14 protein-coding genes are annotated in these 16,801 nt (G+C 58.1%); 5 read left to right on the plus strand and 9 right to left on the minus strand.

The window, feature by feature from the left end; translation table 11 throughout:
- Nucleotides 1–34: 34 nt before the first annotated feature.
- The 8 genes from RHP75_RS02180 to choX form a co-directional block, all read right to left on the minus strand.
- A complete protein-coding gene (locus RHP75_RS02180) occupies nt 35–805 on the minus strand; it encodes a hypothetical protein (protein WP_311090269.1) in 771 nt (256 codons plus the stop codon).
- A 110-nt stretch (nt 806–915) separates the two neighbouring features.
- Complete coding sequence (locus RHP75_RS02185) at nt 916–1,722, minus strand: hypothetical protein (protein ID WP_311090270.1); 807 nt, start codon at nt 1,720–1,722, stop codon at nt 916–918.
- 100 nt (nt 1,723–1,822) lie between these two features.
- The gene (locus tag RHP75_RS02190; RefSeq protein ID WP_311090271.1) at nt 1,823–2,185 is read right to left on the minus strand and encodes a hypothetical protein; all 363 of its coding nucleotides are present in this window, start codon (nt 2,183–2,185) and stop codon (nt 1,823–1,825) included.
- Nucleotides 2,186–2,462: 277 nt separating this feature from the next.
- Complete coding sequence (locus tag RHP75_RS02195; protein ID WP_311090272.1) at nt 2,463–3,323, minus strand: glycine betaine ABC transporter substrate-binding protein; 861 nt, start codon at nt 3,321–3,323, stop codon at nt 2,463–2,465.
- 349 nt (nt 3,324–3,672) lie between these two features.
- Nucleotides 3,673–4,617 carry a choline ABC transporter substrate-binding protein gene (locus tag RHP75_RS02200; protein WP_311090274.1) on the minus strand — a complete coding sequence of 315 codons (945 nt, stop codon included), beginning with the start codon at nt 4,615–4,617 and terminating at the stop codon, nt 3,673–3,675.
- Between the two features lie 30 nt (nt 4,618–4,647).
- Nucleotides 4,648–5,529 (minus strand): proline/glycine betaine ABC transporter permease, encoded by an 882-nt coding sequence (locus RHP75_RS02205; protein WP_311090275.1) that lies wholly within the window; start codon nt 5,527–5,529, stop codon nt 4,648–4,650.
- Complete coding sequence (locus RHP75_RS02210; RefSeq protein ID WP_311090276.1) at nt 5,522–6,727, minus strand: glycine betaine/L-proline ABC transporter ATP-binding protein; 1,206 nt, start codon at nt 6,725–6,727, stop codon at nt 5,522–5,524. Before RHP75_RS02210 ends, RHP75_RS02205 begins: the two co-directional genes overlap by 8 nt.
- A 659-nt stretch (nt 6,728–7,386) precedes the next feature.
- Nucleotides 7,387–8,325, minus strand: coding sequence for a choline ABC transporter substrate-binding protein (choX, locus tag RHP75_RS02215; RefSeq protein ID WP_311090278.1), 939 nt, complete (start codon nt 8,323–8,325; stop codon nt 7,387–7,389).
- A gap of 433 nt (nt 8,326–8,758) precedes the next feature.
- On the opposite strand from choX, the gene RHP75_RS02220 reads away from it, so the two are divergent.
- Nucleotides 8,759–10,138, plus strand: a complete 1,380-nt coding sequence (locus tag RHP75_RS02220) for an L-serine ammonia-lyase (RefSeq protein WP_311090280.1) — start codon at nt 8,759–8,761, stop codon at nt 10,136–10,138.
- A 414-nt stretch (nt 10,139–10,552) separates the two neighbouring features.
- On the plus strand, nt 10,553–11,656 hold the full coding sequence (locus RHP75_RS02225; RefSeq protein WP_311090282.1) for a GlxA family transcriptional regulator: 1,104 nt from the start codon (nt 10,553–10,555) through the stop codon (nt 11,654–11,656).
- Nucleotides 11,657–11,919: 263 nt separating this feature from the next.
- Here RHP75_RS02225 and gbcB read toward each other — a convergent pair whose 3' ends face one another.
- Entirely contained in the window at nt 11,920–13,023 is a 1,104-nt protein-coding gene (gene gbcB, locus RHP75_RS02230) for a glycine-betaine demethylase subunit GbcB (protein WP_311090283.1), read from the minus strand.
- Nucleotides 13,024–13,374: 351 nt separating this feature from the next.
- Here gbcB and gbcA point away from each other — a divergent pair, with 351 nt between their 5' ends.
- From gbcA to RHP75_RS02245, 3 genes are all read left to right on the plus strand, one after another.
- Nucleotides 13,375–14,667, plus strand: a complete 1,293-nt coding sequence (gene gbcA / locus RHP75_RS02235; protein WP_311090285.1) for a glycine-betaine demethylase subunit GbcA — start codon at nt 13,375–13,377, stop codon at nt 14,665–14,667.
- A gap of 343 nt (nt 14,668–15,010) precedes the next feature.
- Nucleotides 15,011–15,988, plus strand: coding sequence for a dipeptidase (locus RHP75_RS02240; protein ID WP_311090286.1), 978 nt, complete (start codon nt 15,011–15,013; stop codon nt 15,986–15,988).
- Nucleotides 15,989–16,179: 191 nt separating this feature from the next.
- Nucleotides 16,180–16,710, plus strand: a complete 531-nt coding sequence (locus RHP75_RS02245) for a DUF5943 domain-containing protein (protein ID WP_311090287.1) — start codon at nt 16,180–16,182, stop codon at nt 16,708–16,710.
- Nucleotides 16,711–16,801 lie beyond the last annotated feature (91 nt).

Genomic DNA, 16,801 nt, shown 5'->3' on the forward strand with positions numbered 1-16,801 from the left:
GTACATAGTGAGCGATTTGAACGCAATGTTAGAGTTATAACTTAGCGTCCTTTTTTAGCTCATCAATAATTTGAAGCCCCATGTAAATTGCTTCGTGTGCGTGAGGTTCTGAAACCTGTTGTCCATGAATTGCAGCGTTGCAAATTTTCAGAATGTAATCAAACGAACTGCGCATATGCATGTACTTTTGGTGGCTAATGGTTAGCTCCCTAAATAGCTGCCTTGCAGATAGAAATTTCTCCACCATTTTTGTTGGGTCTGGCGTGATGGTTCTTTTTCCAAGAATATTCCGGAGATTCTGCTCTAGCTCCATTCTTAGCTTGGCCAATGCGAAGTTGTAATCGCCACCTGCTTGAGCAATAAATGCCGAAACATCGTCTTCTATCGCTCCTGGTTCATCAGGTGTTTCGATTGCCGCTTCTAGATCTTCTTTGGCTTGGCGTGCTTCTTCTGGGTTCGGGTAATGTACGTTTACCGTTTGCTGTACCGTATTTGAAATGGTGTTTAGCATGCTGCTATAAACACCAAGAAACTCTCTGGTTTCAGATTTAAATTCTTTTACCTCGCCAGCAATTTTCTCAACTTCCCTTTCAAATGAAATTAGTTTTCCAATTGAAATTTTCTTGGCGATTGGGAGTAACAGGAAAAATATTGAGAAAATCAGAAGGGTTAATGCAGTGGTTCCTATGTTCTCTGTAGGAGGAAACCCTATATTTGTGAGCGCCATTGCAAGAAGTGCACAGGCCACTAGCCGGCATAGAAATGGAAAAGTATCGAATGATAGGATTTTTCCTATGGGTGGCACATAAGCCTCCTTGTAACTCTAACGTTTGGTTAAGGGGGCTTTAGCCCGTCCCAGTGAGCGAAGCGAACGGTTTGAACCGATTGTTATATTGCAATCTAATCATCAGAATGCTAAATATCAGAAGACGCCCAATGGACTTCTGATGCTTTAACTAGGTTTTTAACATCCTTGAGAATATTCGAATACTCACCAGTATCGCCATTATTCTTAAAAACAAAGCTTGGGGGGGTTAGCGATTTGCCAGCCGAGTTTCTATATAGACCTACAATGGCAATATCCTCCGTTGCAACAACGGACATGGAAACATTGAAACTAAAATATCGAATCTCTAGTAAGTTTGTTTCTGGGGAGTCTTTGTGGAACTCTTTAAAATCTTTAGTCGCATCTTTTATTTTATTTGCGTAATATCCTTTTTCTTGCTTTCCATTCCTAGTATTTAGTATTTCCTCGGATTCGGATTCAGGCGACATCAAAATAATAGTGGTTTTCCGGTTTTCTTTTTTAAATCTTTCAGAAAGCTTTCTTGAGTTATTTGTAAAGAAATTCTTCCCGTCGTTCATCGCTATGAATAGTTCCGCTGGCTCAGATAAATCCACGCCAACTGCCTCCATGTTATTTTCATAGATTATTTTTTCTAGGCCAATTTGTTCTATCTGAAGGAATTTTGGAAATTTATTGTTAATTAATTCGGTGACTTCATAGTTTGTAGTGGCGGCGGTCTTTTTGTTTGTAAAGTATGAGACAGTTAACGCCACGAAAAGAGCTGTACCTATTGTGATGGATATTTTCAGGTATGGTTCTGCAATATTGAATCCAATTGGCGCCACAACCAGTGCTAAAAAAGCGACAACACCCCATAGTGCAATATTCTTTTTTAGCATCACTAATAATGAATCATGGCTGTCTTTTTTATTCACATGTCTCTCCTATAAGTTTTGTGGAGATAAATAAATATAACGTTTGGTTAAGGGGCGGGCTTTAGCCCGTCCCAGTGAGCGAAGCGAACGGTTTGAACCACTAATTAGGTGCTGCACTACGGTTCTTCTTTCGAACGTACAGGTAAGACGCAACAACCATGAGCAACGGAATTAGTGAGGTGATATAGCTTTGTGGAATATATAGGCTGCCTAGCTCTGCGATGATTGCTTTGGCAAGACTTTGATCCGATGCTAAATCAATTGTTGCGCTTAAATGAAGTGCTGAAAATGCCACGCCCAAGAGTAGAAACCACTTTTTCCAAAGTGTTAGAGCACTTGCCACTAGCCCGGAAAGTAGCGCCACAGTCCACATATTTGATACGGGCGCGATTTTGTCAGATACCTCAGCGTTGGCGCTGCATGCGAAGAACATAAGAAAGAGTGGGATGTGGCGACGATCCATGTGGCACCTAACTATTAATTATGCGACATACCAATGTCGCGTTTATCTGTCGTATAACGCCGCTTTGCCTGCTGCAGCCTGCTTGTATCCCGCACCGTATGTCGCAAGCCAGCAGGATTAGGCGAGGGTTAGACGACCACCTGGCCATTACTCAGCCACCATGCCCCTAACCCTATCCACCCCCATCTCCCCCTGTCTAGAACATTCTTCCACCACCATTTCGCGCCCACAAAAAAGCGGGCCGTAGCCCGCTTCTATAGTGAGGTGCAGCCTTGGCTTATTTAAGCCATTCAGCGACGCGCTCTGGGTTTTTGCTGATCCAGTCTTTGGCGGCGTCTTCCGGTTTGGCGCCTTCGCGGATGGCGAGCATCACGGCGCCGACTTCTTCACCGCTCCAGGAGAATTTCTTCAGGAAGGCAGCGGCTTCTGGGGCTTTGCTGTTGATGCTGGGGTTGGCGACGGTGTCGACGTGTTCGTCATCGCCGAAGACTTTTTTCGGGTCTTCGAGGAAGCGCAGGTTCCATTTGGCGAACATCCAGTGCGGGATCCAGCCGGTGACGACGATGGCTTGTTTGTTTTTCTCGGCGCGGGTCAGGGCGGTGGCCATGGCCGGGCCGGAGCTTGGCATCAGTTTGATGTCGGTGAGGGCGTATTCCTTGATGGCTTCTTCGGTGCGGCGCATGACGCCGGCGCCGGCGTCGATGCCGGTGATTTTGCCGTCGAAGTCCTTGGCGTAGGTTTGCAGGTCGGCGATGGTTTTGGCTTGTACGTAGTCCGGCACGATCAGGCCGATTTTCGCGCCAGCGTAGTTGGTGCCAAGCACTTCGACCTTGTCTTTGAGTTTTTCAAAGTATTCGCCGTGGGTGGCGGGCAGCCAGGCGGAGAGGGTGGCGTCGAGGTCGCCGCGTGCTACGCCTTGCCACATGATGGCCGGTTCTACGGGCTTGAGTGCAACGGTGTAGCCGAGTTTGCTCTGGAGGATTTCCCCGGCGACAAAGGTGGCGGCGACGCTGTCGTCCCAACCGTTGACGTAGCCGATGTTCAGGGTGGGTTTGTCAGCCGCCATGGCGGTGCTCATGCCGATGGCCAGAGCGGCGACGCCGAGGCTTTGCAGGCAGAGGTTCTTCAGGTTTCGCATAGGTTGTGCTCCGTCAGTGAGAGTGGCAGTTCAGTGAGTTACTGGCGCGTTCTTCTTGCGGGCCTAGCTGGGTGTTACAGGTTGCGTGGTATGGCTTGCTCGGGAGGGGTTGTGTGTTGCCCCTCTCTCTAACCCTCGGCTCTGGCATCCTGCGGCGCCCTACTTCCTGCATCTATGCAGTCGTTTCCCCAGTGGGGTGAGGGGTTGATCGGTGTTGCTCAGGTGCTGCGTGTTAAATCCGGGCTGCAACAAACCCGGCGATGGCCGTGTGGCCTCGCGGGTGTGGTGCTGATTCAGGTGCTTTAACTAGCCGCGCCGCCGGCAGATCACTGGGGCGGCGCGGTGTGGCTTACATGCCGAGGTGTTTCTTCACGGCTGCAACGCCGTTCTGGCCGTCATAGGTGGTAACGCCGGCCAGCCACTGGTCGAGGATCGCCGGGTTGGCTTTGATCCAGTCGGCCGCGACTTTGGTTGGGTTCTGTTTTTCCAGAACCTTTTCCATCAGCTGGCTTTCGATTTCCACGGTGAACTGCAGGTTGTTCAGCAGTTTGCCGACGTTGGCGCAGCGCGCTTCGTAATCCGGCGGTACTACGGTGTAGACCTTGGCGGCGCCGTAGTCGGGGCCGAAGACGTCATCGCCGCCTTCCAGGTAGGTGATGTCGAACTGGGTGTTCATCGGGTGCGGTGCCCAGCCGAGGAATACGGCAGGTTCTTTCTTTTTCACCGCGCGTTGCAGCTGAACGAGCATGCCGGCTTCGCTGGACTCGACCATCTTGAATTCGCCGAGGCCGAACTGGTTGCTCTTGATCATGCCGTCGATCAGCAGGTTGCCGTCGTTACCCGGCTCGATGCCGAAGATTTTGCCGCCCAGCTGGTCCTTGAACTTGGCGATGTCGGCAAAGCTTTTCAGCCCGGCTTCTGCGGCGTAGGTCGGCACGGCGAGGGTGTATTTGGCGCCTTCAAGGTTGGCCTTGGGCAGCACTTTGACGCCGCCATCCTTTGTGAAGGGTTCAATCACAGCGTCCATCGAGGGCGCCCAGTAACCGAGGAAGACGTCGATCTGGCCGCTTTTCACCCCGGTAAAGGCGATAGGTACGGAGGCCATGATCTTGCGGGTCTGGTAGCCCAGGCCTTCGCTGAGGGTCATGGCGACACCGGTGGTGGCGGCGATGTCGGCCCAGCCAATTTCGGCGAAGCGCACCATTTTGCAACTCTCCGGCTCTTGCGCCCAGGCGCTTTGCAGCATGGCCACGGAGAGCAGGCCGACACCTGCGAGCTGTTTAATCGTTTTCATCTGCGATTCCCTGTGATGGTTAAATTTAGATTACTGGCGTTGAAGCTTGCCGCTGAACCAACTGAACAGACTGCTGCGTTTGGCGGTTTGCGGGGTACCGAAACTTTCCGTGATGCGGTCGAGAATGATCGCCAGCAACACCACGGCCATGCCGCTTTCGAAACCGAGGCCGATGTCCAGGCGCTGGATACTCGCCAGTACGTCGTTGCCCAGGCCGCCTGCGCCAACCATCGAGGCGATAATCACCATCGACAGGGCCATCATGATGGTCTGGTTGACCCCGGCCATGATCGACGGCATGGCGTTGGGCAGCTGGACTTTGAACAGTAGCTGACGCGGGGTGCAGCCGAAGGATTGGCCGGCTTCGATGATCTCTTTATTTACCTGGCGGATGCCCAGGTTGGTCAGGCGCACCGCCGGTGGCATGGCGAAGATCACTGTGGCGATGATCCCCGGCACGCGGCCGAGGCCGAAGAGCATGGCGGCGGGAATCAGGTAGACGAACGCCGGCATGGTCTGCATGAAGTCGAGAATCGGCCGGATGATGGTCGCTACCCGCTCACTGCGCGCTGCCCAGATACCCAGCGGTATGCCGAGTAGCAGGCTGATCAGCGTGGCGGAGAAGGTCAGGCCGAGGGTGACCACGGTCTGTTCCCAGAAGCCGGTGAGCACGATCAGCACAAAGGCCACGGCGGTGAAGATGGCGAACTTGTAGCCGATACGCCACAGGCCGAGGCCGACGAAGATGGCAATCAGCAGCCAGGCCGGTGGCAGCATCAGCAGCCATTCGATGCCTTCGGAAAAGCCGTTGACCACGGCGCCGATGCTGTCGAAGCCATCGCTGTAGTTGTCCAGCAGGTGCTGCACCACATCATTGACCCAGCTGCCCAGGTCGAGCTGTTTCTCACTCATGGAACTCTCCCTGCAGGCGGGTCAGCAGGCGACCTTTGCTGATGGCGCCGCTGTAGCGGCCATTGCTGTCGACCACCGGGATCGGCCCTTCGTTGTCCACCAGGCGTTCAATCACCTGGTCCAGCGGCAGGTCTTCGGGGATCGGTTTGATTGGCTTGAGCACCTGGCCGTCGAGGCCGCAGGTGGTACCACCCTCGACCAGCAGGGCGATCCGCTCCAGGCTGATGGAGCCCTGGAAGGTGTTCTGCTCGTCGACGATAAAGGCGTAGTGCTTGTCCAGCGCCTGCAGCTCCTGGCAGACCGTCTGTGCGTCCGGCGCTTTGCCGTTGTGCACGTAGATCGGCACGCTGTCGGCCATCAATTGGCCGGCGGTGAGGTAGCGGTTGGTGTCGACGGTGTTGAAGAAGTTGCGCACGTAATCGTTGGCGGGGTTGTCGATCAGCTCCTGCGGGGTGCCGACCTGAACCAGTTTGCCGCCTTCCATGATGCCGATGCGGGTGCCGATGCGCATGGCTTCTTCGATGTCGTGGGAGACAAAGATGATGGTGCGGCGATCGGTTTTCTGCAGCTCCAGCAGCACGTCCTGCATCTCGCGGCGCTTGAGCGGGTCGAGGGCGGAAAACGCCTCGTCCATGATGATCATTGACGGGTCAACCGCCAGGGCGCGGGCCAGGCCGACGCGCTGTTGCATGCCGCCGGACAGCTCATGCGGCATCTTGTGCGCAAAGGTGTCCAGGCCGACCTGCTTGAGTACCTGCATGGCGCGCTGTTCGCGCTCCTTCTTGCTCTTGCCGGCCACTTCGAGGCCGAAGGCGGCGTTGTCCAGCACGCTGCGCGAAGGCATCAGGGCGAAGGACTGGAAGACCATGCTCATGTCGCGGCGGCGCAGATCGATCAGCTCCGCCTTGGGCATCTTGGCGACGTTCTGCCCGTCGATGTAGACATTGCCGCCGCTGGGTTCAACCAGGCGGTTGATCAGACGGATCAGGGTGGATTTGCCGGAGCCGGAGAGGCCCATCAGCACGAAAATTTCACCTTCCTCGACGCTGAAAGACACGTCGCTGACGCCGATTACCGCGCCTTTTTCCGCAAGAATTCGTTCCTTGCTCCAGCCCTGTTTGAGCAGGTCGATGGCTTCTTGTGGCTCTGCGCCGAACACCTTGTAGAGGTTTTCGACGACGATTTTTCCAGACTGCATGGGATGATTCCCCTTCAGTAGACATCCAGATCAGTGCTGCGGAACCGCGCCTACGCCAGCTGGCGTACGTACGGTGATGCCGACTGTTCTTGCCTGTGTGGGTTTACTGGGTTCCGGGGTCGGGGCCGTGCCTTGCCGCGCAACACATTCAGGGTGCTCAGGCACAACCGCTGTAACGCTCCAGTTGCCTTGTGGGCAATGGACGCTATGGGGGCGTACTGTCGAGTCAACCTTGCTGTGCCGTGCTGCAAACCGCGTTCCAAACCCTCTGGCAGTGTTACGAAGTCCCATCCTTGGGTTTTACACACCTCGACCCGAGGTGCGCGTACATCCGAAATTTCTTGTTGGGCTGGCACCCATCACGTGGTGAGCCAGCGCTTATATATTCTTCGGTCCGGGGCTGTGGGCGCCCGGTCTGTCGACCCTGCTAAGGCGACAGCGACGAAATCGGCTGACTCAACGATATAGTCTTCGGCCTGTCGCAATTGTCGGTTTGCGACTCTGACGTGTTGCGCGGCGACAGACTCTTTAAAAACCATAACAGACTTTTTTGCTCGGTTGCCAAGGCTGCAAGCCACAGCGGCCGTGGTTTGCAGCGTTTCAAATGGCCACAGGCACGATGAGCTGGGGGCTGCGCGCTGTTCGAAAAAAATGACAAATTAATTTCCATCAGCGAGGTTTTCGGTGGTTTTTATTGATTGACCGTTCAGTCTTGTTACGCCCACTAGCCAGGATTCGAGTACTTCTGGATTGGCTTTCAGCCACGCCTTGGCCTCGCGTCGCGGATTGGTGTTTTTGTTGAGAATCGCCTCCATCAGGTCGTTCTCCATCTCCAGGCTGAAGCGTATGTTCTTGAGCAGCCGGCCGAGATTCGGACATTGGCTGACAAGGCCCTTGCGCACGGTTGTATAGACCGTGGCGCCACCGAGGTTGGGGCCAAAGTAGTCATCGCCGCCGCTCAGGTAGCGCATGTTCAGCTGGTTGTTCATTGGGTGGGGTTCCCAGCCGAGGAACACCGCCCATTTGTTTAGATGCTCCGCCCGTTTTACGTGCAGGATCATCTCGGACTCGCTGGATTCCACCAGTTTGAAGTCGGCGAGGCCGAAGGCGTTCTTGTCGATTATTTGCTGGATCAGCTGATTGCCACCGTTACCCGGTTCGATTCCGTAAATCTTGCCGTCGAGCTGTTGGCTGAATTTGGCGATATCGGCGAAATTCTTGAGACCGGCATCGTAGGCGGCCTTATTGACTGCCAGGGTGTACTTGGCACCCTCCAGATTGACTGTCAGCAGCTCCACCGAGCCGTCGTCCAGGTAGGGACGGATATCCTTCTCTGAGCTGGGCAGCCAGGTGTCGAGAAACACGTCGACTTCATTGTCGTGCAGCGCCTTGAAGGTCTCTGGTAGCGATAGACGCTTGAGCTGCGAGCGATAGCCCAGCTCGCTGAGTACCAGGCGAGTTACTGCGTTAGTCGTGATCAGGTCAGTCCAGCCGACGTCGGCGAAGCGAATCAGCTTGCAGCTGGGTGGGTCTGCGGCCTGCGCCATCAGGGGTGTAGCCATGGCGGCCGCCAGCAGCCAGCGTCTATAGAGTTTCATCAAGCCTCTCCCGGTTGCGGTGACAGGGCGCGCCTGGAGCAGGCGCTTCATAGGGTGTCAGGGGCAGCGGGGGACATTGCGGCTGCCGATCCATGAGCGCCGCGATCATGCCGACAGATTTCCTTCACTGCCTATGCGTGAAGTCGTAACTGGAATGCTGGTGTCGTGATTTACTGCGGTGGCGCTTGAAAAGTGTGAACCCGTAGCACGGATGAAGTCCGCAGGAATTGGGCGGCTGGCTGCGCTGGAGTGGCGATGGCCAGCGCCACACGACTGGAGCGTCACCTAACCCACCCCAGGTAAACGCCACAGGCGATCCGTCGCGTGGCTGATCAGCTGACGGATTTAGGCATGGGCAAGTCGGTGTGGGGCGACTGCGCACTGGGGAAATCCTGATCATGGCCTGCACGTAGCATCAGTGCAGGAGAGAGTCGTGGCTATCAGCGTGTTTGACTTGTTCAAGATCGGCATCGGGCCGTCCAGTTCGCATACCGTCGGGCCGATGCGCGCGGCGGCGCTGTTCAGCGGTGCATTGGCCGAGCGGCGTTTGCTGGAGCGTACGGCGCGGCTGCAGGTACGCCTGTACGGTTCGCTGTCGGCCACCGGTGTCGGCCATGGCAGCGATCGCGCGGTGATCATGGGGCTGATGGGTGAGTGGCCGGATCAGGTCGACCCGAGCAGCATCGAGCCGCGTATCGCTGAGTTATTGGCCAGCGGCCAGTTGCAGCTTGGCGGGCGTGTCAGCATCGCCTTCGACTGGGCGCGCGACATGCTGCTGCTGGATGAAAATCTGCCCTATCACCCCAACGCCATGACCCTCAGTGCGTTTGCCGCCGATGGCAGCCTGCTGCACGAGAATACCTATTACTCGGTGGGCGGCGGTTTTGTGGTGGATGCCGAGCAGGCCGCCAGCGGCCAGCTGGATCAGGATCACACCGTATTGCCCTATGACTTCAACAGCGCCGAACAGCTGTTGCAGCTGTGCAAGGAGAACGGCCTACGCGTCTCCGAATTGATGATGGCCAACGAGAAGGCCTGGCGCAGCGAGGCGGAAATTCGCAGCGGCCTGATGCGCCTGTGGCAGGCCATGCGTGAGTGCGTCGAACAGGGGCTGCAGCACGAGGGCATTCTGCCCGGAGGGCTGAATGTGAAGCGCCGCGCCGCCAAGTTGCATCGCAGCCTGCAGGAAATGAGCAAACCCAATGTGATCGGCTCCACCCTCAGCGGTATGGAGTGGGTCAACCTGTTCGCCCTGGCGGTGAATGAAGAAAACGCCGCCGGCGGGCGCATGGTCACCGCGCCGACCAATGGCGCGGCCGGGATCATCCCTGCGGTGCTGCATTACTTTGTGCGCTTCAGCCCGGCGGTCAGCGAAGCCAATGTGGTGGATTACCTGCTGGCTGCTGCCGCCATCGGCATCCTATGCAAGAAGAACGCGTCTATCTCCGGGGCTGAAGTCGGCTGCCAGGGTGAAGTCGGGTCGGCCTGCGCGATGGCGGCGGCCGGGCTGGCGGAAATTCTTGGCGCGACGCCGGAGCAGGTGGAGAACGCTGCCGAGATCGGCCTGGAACATAACCTCGGCCTGACCTGCGATCCGGTCGGCGGCTTGGTGCAGGTGCCCTGTATCGAGCGCAACGCGATTGCCGCGGTGAAGGCGATCAATGCCGCACAGATGGCCTTGCGCGGTGACGGCCAGCACTTTATCTCGCTGGACCGAGTAATCCGCACCATGCGCGACACCGGCGCGGATATGCATGACAAGTACAAGGAAACCTCGCGCGGCGGGTTGGCCGTCAGCGCTGTTGAGTGCTGATGGGCGCGTTCGAACCGCCGTGCACATTTGTGGTGCGTGGCTGTTTGGCGCTGCGGCCAAGGGCAGTGCAAGGCTGCTGAATCTGGCTTGACCGTTGGTCCGTTACCGCGCGGTTTTTACCCTGCGTAGCGGGGTGACAAAGCACCTGCCTGGCAGTGCTACCGAAATGCTCAAGCGCCCGCCGAACGGGCGTTTGCGGTCGTAATCAGGATGCTTCTGTCGCTCCTGCCAACGCCTAGTGGCACTAGCGTTGGGCCGGCCCATCTATTTTTAATTGAACGCCCAATCAATTTAGGCACGGCCTTTGCGTTGTGTTGGTAGTCGATCTGGCGTTGTGCAGTCCCAGAACCATAAAAAGAGCCACCGCATAGAGGGGCTCACTACCGTGCTTTGCTTCGCGTGAGGGTTTACCTGATGTCACAGTTCACTCAAGGGGCACAACCCCAGAGCCGTGCTCCGCAGTCCATCGGCTTTCTCCTGCTCGACAACTTCACCCTGATTTCCCTGGCGTCTGCCGTCGAGCCGCTGCGGATGGCCAACCAGCTGTCCGGCAAGGAGTTGTACCGCTGGCACACCCTCAGCCAGAGTGGCCTGCCGGTCAGTGCCAGTGATGGCCTGCAGATCACCCCCGACGCCAGCCTGGTTACGGCGCCGCGTCTGGATGCGGTGATCGTTTGCGGCGGTGTGGACATTCAGCACAGCGTTACCCGCGAGCATGTGCAGTGGCTGCAAAGTCAGGCGCGCCACGGTGCGCAACTGGGCGCGGTATGTACCGGCAGCTGGGCGCTGGCCAAGGCCGGGCTGCTTGATGGTTTTGATTGCAGCGTGCATTGGGAATGTTTGGCCTCGATGCAGGAAGCCTTCCCGCGCGCAGGTGTCAGCACTCGCCTGTTCTCGATTGACCGCAACCGCCACACCAGCTCCGGCGGCACTGCGCCGATGGACATGATGCTGCATGTGATTGGCCGTGAGCATGGCCGCGAACTGGCGGCGGCGATTTCCGAGATGTTTATCTACGAACGCATTCGCAACGAGCAGGATCACCAGCGCGTGCCGCTCAAGCACATGCTCGGCACCAACCAGCCGAAGCTGCAGGAAATCGTCGCGTTGATGGAAGCCAACCTGGAAGAACCGATCGATCTCGATCAGCTGGCGCTGTATGTCGATGTGTCGCGTCGTCAGCTGGAGCGGCTGTTCCAGAAGTACCTGCACTGCTCACCGTCGCGCTACTACCTCAAACTGCGCCTGATCCGTGCACGCCAGCTGCTCAAGCAGACCAGCATGTCGATCATCGAAGTGGCTTCTGTCTGCGGCTTTGTTTCTACTCCGCACTTTTCCAAGTGCTACCGCGAATACTTCGGCATCCCGCCGCGTGACGAACGCGCCGGCCAGCAGGGCGGCAATGTGGTGGCGCTGCTGCCCATGCCGGAAGACCTCATGCGTCCTTCGCCGTCCTCGGCCATGGCCGCGTTGACGCGGGCGCAGGGGGAGTCAACCTTTGCCAGCGTCAGGCTTTAAGCCACGGCCACTATCTCCGTAGGAGGCGCTTTAGCGGCGAGCGGTTAATCGCTTGTCGCGGCTACGACTGCATGGATGCAGGGGTAGCGCCGCGCCCGCTCCCGGCGGGCTTGCGGCATTCACCACATCCCTGTGGATTGCGGAGCAGGATGCCAGAGCCGAAAGCCCCTCCCACGGGATTGGTAGCACCAAACAAAAACGCCGCACCGGCCTTGATGGCGAGTGCGGCGTTTTGCTCTGTGCGCGGTGGTCGATAGCGGTGCTTAGTACTCGATCGCCACATCCCCCTGCGGCACGCTGCAGCAGGACAGGATATAGCCCTCGGCGACGTCTTCGTCGGTGATCCCGCCGTTGTGTTCCATGCTCACTTCGCCTGAGGTTTTCATTACCTTGCAGGTGCCGCAGATGCCCATGCCGCAGGCCTTGGGGATATGCAGACCAAGCTTGGCGGCGGCAGCGTGCACGGTTTCGCCCGGGTCGACGCGGATGCTCTTGCCGGTGCTGGTGAATGCCACCTGATGCTGCTCGGCAGCGGGTACGGCTGGCGCGTCGGCGGCTTCGGCGGCCAGTTCCTTGACCTCGGCGCGCACTTCCGGCGGCGTCGCGCCGAAAGATTCTTCGTGGTAGCGGCTCATGTCGTAGCGATTGGCTTCGAGCAGGCGCTTGACCGCGTTCATATAGGGTGTCGGGCCGCAGCAGAAGATCTCCCGCTCCAGATAATCCGGGGCAATCAGCTCCAGCATCTTCTGGTTGAGGTAGCCACGATAACCGGCCCAGGCCTCGCCCAGGCCATGCTTCTCGCAGATCACGTGCAGGCTGAAGTTGTTGATCCGCGCGGCCATATGTTCCAGCTCGCGGTGGTAGATGATGTCTTTCGGTGAGCGCGCACTGTGCACGAATACCATGTCGACATTGGCGTTGGTGTCGTAGAACCAGCGCGCCATCGACATCACCGGCGTAATACCGACGCCGCCGCTGAGGTAGAGCACCTTCTCGGCGGGAAAGTCGATGGCGTTGAACAGCCCGACCGGGCCGTGCACCGGCAGCTCGTCGCCTTCATTGAGGTTGTCGTGCAGCCAGTTGGAGACCTTGCCGCCCGGCACCCGCTTGATGGTGATGGAGAAGCTGTAGGGCACCGAAGGGGAGCTGGAAATGGTGTAGGAGCGCATCACCGGTTGGCCGTCGATCTCCAGTTCCAGGGTGACGAACTGCCCCGGTTTGAAGAAGTACAGCACCGGTTGATCGGCCATAAAGCAGAAGGTGCGCACGTCCCAGGTCTCCTGGATGACTTTGACGCAGCGCACCATATGCCGACCATTGCTCCAGGTCTGCGTGGTAACCGGGTTGAGGAAGTCGTTCGTCGTCATGGACGTCTCTCCGCACGGCCGGACATCGGCCTTATATGGGGCGGATTGTGCGTACTGGCCGGCACGCTCATTTATCTGCCAGCGACATTTACATGCTTATCGCGACCTGCCGCGCGGGCCTTGGTTTGCCGCGTCGGAAACGGATGTGGCCATGTCGCCCATAGATAAGGTTTCGCTCACGTCGAGCGCCACACTCGCAGCCAGCCGAAGCAAAAGGTCACGAGCGAATTCCGCGTTCATTCAGGCGCCATCGGCAGGCGCAGAGCGGGGCAATGACGCCACCTTGCGTAGCAACCGATCAGCCACTTTTACGGCCGTCGCACTAGACGATGAGCCATTGAGGAGTTACCGATGGACGTCACTTCCACCCTGAGCCTGGGCGATCCGCTGGAGCCCGCACGCAAGGCCGCCGCAGAGATGCTGCAGACCCGCGAGCGCACCTTTTCCCTGCCACAGCCGTTCTATAGCGATGAGCGTCTGTTCAAGATCGATATGCAGGAGATCTTCCACAAGGAATGGCTGATCGCCGGCATGACCTGCGAAATCCCAGCCAAGGGCAACTTCCTCACCCTGCAGCTCGGCGACAACCCGATCATGGTGATTCGTGGCGCCGACGGTGTGGTGCATGCGTTCCATAACGTCTGCCGTCACCGCGGCTCGCGCCTGTGCACCAGTGAAAAGGGCAAGGTGGCCAAGCTGGTCTGCCCTTATCACCAGTGGACCTACGAGCTGGATGGTCGCCTGCTGTTCGCCGGCACTGAAATGGGCGCGGATTTCGATCTCAAGGACTACAGCCTCAAGCCGGTCAACTGCAAGGTGGCGGGCGGCTACATCTTTATCTCCCTGGCGGAAAACCCGCCGGCCATCGATGACTTCCTCAGCACCCTGGCTCACTACATGGAGCCTTACGACATGGAAAACACCAAGGTGGCGGTGCAGACCACCTTGATGGAAAAAGCCAACTGGAAGCTGGTGCTGGAGAACAACCGCGAGTGCTACCACTGCAACGGTTCGCACCCGGAGCTGCTCAACACCCTGCTGGAGTGGGATGACGTCACCGACCCGCGCGCCACTCAGGCGTTCAAGGATCAGGTGGCGGAGTGCACGGGCCGTTGGGACAAGGACAACATTCCTTATGCCCACGCCAGCTTTGGCCTGCGTAACCGTATCGTGCGCATGCCGCTGCTCAAGGGCACCGTGTCGATGACCATGGACGGCAAGCCGGGCTGCAACAAGCTTATGGGCCGCATTACCGACCCGGATCTGGGTTCGATGCGCATCCTGCACCTGCCGCACTCGTGGAATCACTGCATGGGCGATCACATGATCGTCTTCACCGTGTGGCCGATCAGCGCCCAGGAAACCATGGTCACCACCAAATGGCTGGTGCACAAGGATGCTGTGGAAGGTGTTGATTACGACGTGGCCCGCCTGCGTCAGGTGTGGGACGCCACCAACGATCAGGACCGTCGCCTGGCTGAAGAAAACCAGCGCGGTATCAATTCCACCGCTTACCAGCCCGGCCCGTACTCAAAGACCTACGAGTTCGGCGTGGTCAACTTTATCGACTGGTACAGCGAGCGCGTGCTGCACAACCTCGGCGCGGCGCCGGCGCCGTATCTGCGTCAGGTCGGCGCTGAGTAAGCCGGCATGACGTTTGGCCTGTGGCTGCTGCTCGGCCTGACTGCTTACGGTCTGCTGGCCGCGCGGCGCAGGCCTGTCACCTCTGCAACACACTGAGACCCACCTCAAGGGTCACCTTGGCCCCTGCCGGATACCCCCAGGCAGGGGCTTTTTTTATTGGGCTGTTTGCCGCTGGGCGGGCTGTCGCGGGCTTTGTCGGCGACATATCCGTCTGCGACCCGGCTTTGACGCTTTCGGCAATACCCCGGTCGTTTTTGCACCGGGTCGCCCGAGCCCCCAGGGATATGCTCAGTCCAAAGCGCCAACAACGGGTTTGGCGACATCGCTAAAAGGGGACTGCCTGATGAGCCCAGCCGAATTACACGCCGACAGCATCGTTATTGACGGGCTGATCATCGCCAAGTGGAACCGCGAGCTGTTCGAGGACATGCGCAAAGGCGGCCTGACCGCCGCCAACTGCACCGTATCGGTGTGGGAAGGCTTCCAGGCCACGGTGAACAACATCGCCGCCAGCCAGAAGCTGATCCGCGAAAACAGCGACCTGGTGATGCCGGTGCGCACCACCGCTGACATCCGCACCGCCAAGGCGCAGGGCAAGACCGGCATCCTTTTCGGCTTCCAGAACGCCCATGCGTTCGAAGACCAGATCGCTTACGTCGAGGTGTTCAAGCAGCTCGGCGTGGGCATTGTGCAGATGTGCTACAACACCCAGAACCTGGTCGGCACCGGCTGCTATGAGCGTGATGGCGGGCTGTCCGGTTTTGGTCGCGAGATCGTTGCCGAGATGAACCGCGTCGGCATCATGTGCGACCTCTCGCATGTGGGCTCGAAGACCAGCGAGGAAGTCATCCTCGAATCGAAAAAACCGGTCACCTATTCCCATTGCCTGCCGTCGGGGCTGAAAGAACACCCGCGCAACAAGTCCGATGCAGAACTGAAATTTATCGCCGACCACGGCGGCTTTGTCGGCGTGACCATGTTTGCGCCGTTCCTGGCCAAGGGCATCGACTCGACCATCGACGACTACGCCGAAGCCATCGAATACGTGATGAACATCGTCGGCGAAGACGCCATCGGTATCGGTACTGACTTCACCCAGGGCCACGGCCAGGACTTCTTCGAGTACCTGACCCACGACAAGGGTTACGCCCGCCGCCTGACCAGCTTCGGCAAGATCATCAACCCGCTGGGCATCCGCACTGTCGGCGAATTCCCCAACCTCACCGAGACCCTGCTCAAACGCGGCCATTCCGAGCGCGTGGTACGCAAGATCATGGGCGAGAACTGGGTACGGGTTCTGAAAGACGTCTGGGGCGAGTGATGAATACCTCCGGAGCCTACTGCGCCCACCGATAGCTGCGTCGCGTCCTCGCGACAAGCTCGCCGTACATGCGTACTGCTCTCGCTTGTCGCTGCGGGTCTCCTTGCTCTCGGCGTGCTCGCTACGGCCCCACAGGCATTCATCGGCACCTTTCAAATACGCAAGACAACGAATTCTGGAGCACTGAACACATGGCCACCCACGCACCCGAAATGCCTATCCAGGTCGACGACGAAACCGGCGTCTGGACCACTGACGCGCTGCCGATGCTCTATGTACCGCGGCATTTCTTCGTCAACAACCACATCGGTATCGAAGAGGTACTGGGTGCTGAGGCCTATGCCGAGATTCTCTACAAGGCCGGCTACAAATCCGCCTGGCACTGGTGCGAGAAAGAGGCCGAGTGCCATGGTCTGTCCGGCGTGGCGGTGTTCGAGCATTACATGAAGCGCCTGTCGCAACGCGGCTGGGGGCTGTTCGAGATTGAAGCCATCGACCTGGCTGCCGGCACCTGCTCGGTACGCCTCAAACACTCGGCCTTTGTCTACGTCTACGGCAAGTGCGGGCGCAAGGTCGATTATATGTTCACCGGCTGGTTTGCCGGCGCCATGGATCAGATTCTTCAGGCCCAGGGCAGCGCTATTCGCACCGTGGCCGAGCAGGTCTATGGCGGTTCCGAAGAGGGCCACGACGATGGCCTGTTTGTGGTCAAGCCACGCTAAAGACAACCCTGTGTGGGAGGGGTTTTAGCCGCGACGGGCATACCGCTATCGCCGCTGAAGCGCCTCCCACAATCCTTAGTTCCGTGAGGGT

The sequence above is a fragment of the Pseudomonas sp. SG20056 genome (genome assembly GCF_031764535.1).
In the GTDB taxonomy this organism is placed as follows: Bacteria; Pseudomonadota; Gammaproteobacteria; order Pseudomonadales; family Pseudomonadaceae; genus Aquipseudomonas.

Coding starts and splice junctions, on each gene's coding strand:
- gbcB (WP_311090283.1), bottom strand. CDS start 13,023: ATGACGACGAACGACTTCCTCAACCCGGTTACCACGCAGACCTGGAGC.
- RHP75_RS02240 (WP_311090286.1), top strand. CDS start 15,011: ATGAGCCCAGCCGAATTACACGCCGACAGCATCGTTATTGACGGGCTG.
- RHP75_RS02200 (WP_311090274.1), bottom strand. CDS start 4,617: ATGAAAACGATTAAACAGCTCGCAGGTGTCGGCCTGCTCTCCGTGGCC.
- RHP75_RS02195 (WP_311090272.1), bottom strand. CDS start 3,323: ATGCGAAACCTGAAGAACCTCTGCCTGCAAAGCCTCGGCGTCGCCGCT.
- RHP75_RS02225 (WP_311090282.1), top strand. CDS start 10,553: ATGTCACAGTTCACTCAAGGGGCACAACCCCAGAGCCGTGCTCCGCAG.
- RHP75_RS02245 (WP_311090287.1), top strand. CDS start 16,180: ATGGCCACCCACGCACCCGAAATGCCTATCCAGGTCGACGACGAAACC.
- RHP75_RS02190 (WP_311090271.1), bottom strand. CDS start 2,185: ATGGATCGTCGCCACATCCCACTCTTTCTTATGTTCTTCGCATGCAGC.
- RHP75_RS02210 (WP_311090276.1), bottom strand. CDS start 6,727: ATGCAGTCTGGAAAAATCGTCGTCGAAAACCTCTACAAGGTGTTCGGC.
- gbcA (WP_311090285.1), top strand. CDS start 13,375: ATGGACGTCACTTCCACCCTGAGCCTGGGCGATCCGCTGGAGCCCGCA.
- RHP75_RS02205 (WP_311090275.1), bottom strand. CDS start 5,529: ATGAGTGAGAAACAGCTCGACCTGGGCAGCTGGGTCAATGATGTGGTG.
- choX (WP_311090278.1), bottom strand. CDS start 8,325: ATGAAACTCTATAGACGCTGGCTGCTGGCGGCCGCCATGGCTACACCC.